The organism is Micromonospora sp. NPDC003776 (assembly GCF_053605645.1).
The window spans coordinates 1-3,634 of record NZ_JBSGJR010000638.1 but is presented as its reverse complement, the minus strand read 5'-3'; the positions used below and the strand labels follow the sequence as shown (position 1 = coordinate 3,634).

The following is a 3,634-nucleotide window of genomic DNA, read 5'->3' as shown; positions in this document are numbered from 1 at the left end:
GACCGGCGTGAGCCGGGCGGCCAGCTCGGCCTTCAACGCGATCACCGTGAGGTCGTGGCCGAGCAGGTCGTGCACGTCCCGGGCGAAGCGCAGCCGCTCCTCGGCGGCGGCCAGCCGGACCCGGGCGGCCTGGCCCTGGCGGGCCTCGACGAGCAGGTCCCAGAACCAGACCTGCACCCAGCTGACCGCGGCCACGCCGAGACCGACACCGCCGGTGATGAGCGCGCTGTCGCGGACGGCGACGCCCGTCCAGCCGGCCACCGCGACCGCGACCCCGACCACGACGACCGTCCCGGCCAGCGCGGTCAGCGGCCGCAGCAACAGCGGGAAGATCCCCACCAGTGAGGCGCCCAACCAGGCCCAGGTCGGCCAGCTGCCGGCGGCGACCGGTCCGACCAGCGGCACGCTGAGCACGGCAGCCCCAGCGAGGACGACGTACCCGCGGCGCCGCCGTTCGTCGGCGAGCCACGGCGTGACCGCGGCGTGGACGACGGCCGCCTGCGCGGCGACGAACGCCACCAGCCCGACCGCGCCGAGGGCCAGCCGCACCGGATCCGGCTCCCGGCCCAGCCCGACGCCCGGCAGCAGCAGGGTGGCGCCCAGGTTGGTGGCCAACGACGCCAGGGTGAGCCGGCGCGCTCCACGCAGCCAGCGGTCCGCCGCCTCGACCGTCATGCCCGCCGATCCTATTGGCGGCGGCCAACCGGTTCACCCCCGCCGAATGTCACGGCCGCACCGTGCACAACGCACGGAATCGCCGTGACGAACACGCCTGTCCCCCGGACGGCCGCGGCGGGCAGGGTCGGGACATGACGGAGACGACGGTACGCATACCCCCGGGATCGGACCGCGCCGGCCGCCGGCTGGCGCGGCACCTCGCCGAGATGGTCGTGGCGATGGTGGCCGGCATGGTGCTGCTCGAACCGCTGTGGCGGGTCGGCGCGACGGTGCTGGGCGGCGCGGGCGGCCTCGCCCGGCCGGACGTGGCGGCGCTGGTGATGGCCACGGACATGGCGCTCGGCATGGTGGCCTGGATGTGGCACCGGGGCCACGGCCGGGGCGCCACCGCGCAGATGGTCGGCGCCATGTACGTCCCGTTCCTGCTGTTTCTGCCCCCCTGGTGGGCCGGGCTGGTCGGCGACGACGCGCTGCTGCTCGGCGGCCACCTGCTGATGCTGCCGGCGATGCTGCTGGTGGCGCTGCGGCACCGGCACGAGCGGCCTGCGCCGGCCGCCCGGCATCCGGTCGTCGCGGCGGCGGCGCGCCGGTGGCCGACCGGCCTCGCGCTCCTGGTGACGCTCGACCTCTGGCTCGCCCCGACCGTGCTGTCCCCGTGGACGCTGCTGGTGCTGCCGACCGGGTACCTGCTGATCGGCACCTGGCGGCGGCAGTGGCGGGACCACCGGACGCTGGCGGTGCAGCTCGCCGGGCTGGTCGGCTGGGTCGGGCTGGCGGCGGCGGCCCTGGTCGGGCCGACCGGCCTCGCCGGCTGGCTGGTGGCCGCCGGCTGGCTCGGGCACGCCGCCTGGGACGCGGCGCACCACCGCACGGGCCGGGTGGTGCCCCGGCGGTACGCGGAGTTCTGCGGCGTGTTCGACGTCATGGTGGGGATCACCGTCGCGCTGGCCCTGGTCGCCGGCTGATCCGTCCGTGCCGCCGGCCGGTCCACGCCGCACTCCGGTGCGGGTCACGACGGGGGTGGACCGGCCGGCTCCGCCACCCCGTCGGCGCCGGCGGGGACGTGACCGGCGCCACGGTACGAGGGCGGAGACGTGTCCGGGCCGACGGTTGCGCCGGTCGCCGCGCCGGGCCGGCGGCGGTGATGAAAGGCTTGACGCCATGAGTTCCGGAGCAACACCGACCGACCCCGCCGCCGTCGACGCCGACGAGGCCCCCGCCTTCGCCGACCTCGGGCTGCGCCCCGAGCTGCTGGGCGCGCTCGCCGCGCTCGGCTACGAGGAGCCGACCCCCATCCAGCGCGAGGCGATCCCGACGCTGCTGGCCGGCCGGGACCTGCTCGGGCAGGCGGCGACGGGCACCGGCAAGACGGCCGCGTTCGCCCTGCCGCTGCTGCAGCGGATGCCCGACGGGCGGACCGGGGGCGATCCGGTGTCGCTGGTGCTGGTGCCCACCCGGGAGCTGGCGGTGCAGGTCTCCGAGGCGTTCCACCGGTACGGCAAGGACCTGGGCGCCCGGGTCCTGCCGATCTACGGCGGCCAGCCGATCGGCCGCCAGCTGCGCGCCCTCGACCTGGGCGTGGACGTTGTGGTGGCGACGCCGGGCCGGGCGCTGGACCACATCGCCCGGGGCACCCTGCGGCTGGGTTCGCTCGCCACGGTCGTGCTGGACGAGGCGGACGAGATGCTCGACATGGGCTTCGCCGAGGACATCGAGGCGATCCTGGAGCACGCCCCGGCCGAGCGCCAGACGGTGCTCTTCTCCGCCACCATGCCGGCGCGGATCGACGGGCTGGCCCGGCAGCACCTGACCGACCCGGTCCGCATCCAGATCGGGCGCGAGCAGCCGGTGGCCGGCGAGGCGCCCCGGGTGCGGCAGAGCGCGTACATCGTGGCGCGGGCGCACAAGCCGGCGGCGCTGGGCCGGGTGCTGGATGTGGAGTCGCCGACGGCGGCGATCGTCTTCTGCCGCAGCCGCGAGGAGGTGGACCGGCTCACCGAGACGATGAACGGCCGGGGCTACCGGGCGGAGGCGCTGCACGGCGGGATGAGCCAGGAGCAGCGGGACCGGGTGATGGGGCGGCTCCGGGCGGGAACCGCGGACCTGTTGGTGGCCACCGACGTGGCGGCGCGCGGCCTGGACGTCGAGCAGCTCACCCACGTGGTGAACTACGACGTCCCGTCGGCGCCGGAGTCGTACGTGCACCGGATCGGCCGGGTGGGCCGGGCCGGCCGGGAGGGCGTGGCGATCACCCTCGCCGAGCCGCGCGAGCACCGGATGCTCAAGACCATCGAGCGGGTCACCGGCCAGCGGATCGCCATAGACAAGATCCCGACGGTGGCGGACCTGCGGACCCGGCGGCTGGAGCTGACCCAGGCGGCGCTGCGGGAGTCGTTGCTGGAGGACGACCTGGAGCCGTTCCGGGTGATCGTGGAGTCGTTGTCGGACGAGTTCGACATGATGGAGGTCGCCCTCGCCGCGGTGAAGCTCGCCCACGAGGCGGCCCTGCCCGGCACGGCGGACGAGGAGGAGGAGATCCCCCAGGTGGCGGTCCGCCCGGCCCGTGAGCCCCGGCCGGCGGCTGAGCGGCGCGGTGGCGCTCGCCCCCGCGCCGGCGGCACCACGCAGGTCTTCATCGGGCTGGGCCGGCGCGCCGGGGTCCGCCCGCAGGACCTGGTCGGGGCGATCACCGGGGAGACCGGGGTCAGCGGCCGGGACATCGGCTCGATCGAGATCGCCGACCGGTTCTCCCTGGTGGAGGTGCCGTACGCGCTCGCCGACGAGGTGATCCAGGGGCTGCGGGGCAGCACCATCAAGGGCCGTAAGGCGACCGTACGCCGGGATCGCGACGGCGACGGCGGCGGCGAGCGCCGCTTCGACGGCGACCGGCGGGAGCGCCGCGGCCGGGACGGCGACGGCGGCGAGCGTCGGGAGCGCCGGGACCGCTGGTGAGCAC

The 3,634-nt window shown here is 76.3% G+C and carries 3 protein-coding genes; 2 read left to right on the top strand and 1 reads right to left on the bottom strand.

All coding sequences use genetic code 11. The features are described 5' to 3' along the window. On the bottom strand, positions 1 to 675 hold a 675-nt coding region (locus ACWEVO_RS32435), incomplete at its 3' end, for a histidine kinase (RefSeq protein WP_452311256.1). A 134-nt stretch (positions 676 to 809) separates the two neighbouring features. Between ACWEVO_RS32435 and ACWEVO_RS32430 the strand changes: the two genes are divergently transcribed. Next, positions 810 to 1,643, top strand: a complete 834-nt coding sequence (locus ACWEVO_RS32430) for a hypothetical protein (RefSeq protein ID WP_452311255.1) — start codon at positions 810 to 812, stop codon at positions 1,641 to 1,643. A 196-nt stretch (positions 1,644 to 1,839) separates the two neighbouring features. After that, positions 1,840 to 3,630, top strand: coding sequence for a DEAD/DEAH box helicase (locus ACWEVO_RS32425; RefSeq protein WP_452311254.1), 1,791 nt, complete (start codon positions 1,840 to 1,842; stop codon positions 3,628 to 3,630). Positions 3,631 to 3,634 lie beyond the last annotated feature (4 nt).

Excerpts from the sequence above, each read along its gene's own strand:
- ACWEVO_RS32425 (WP_452311254.1), top strand. The coding sequence starts at position 1,840 with ATGAGTTCCGGAGCAACACCGACCGACCCCGCCGCCGTCGACGCCGAC.
- ACWEVO_RS32430 (WP_452311255.1), top strand. The coding sequence starts at position 810 with ATGACGGAGACGACGGTACGCATACCCCCGGGATCGGACCGCGCCGGC.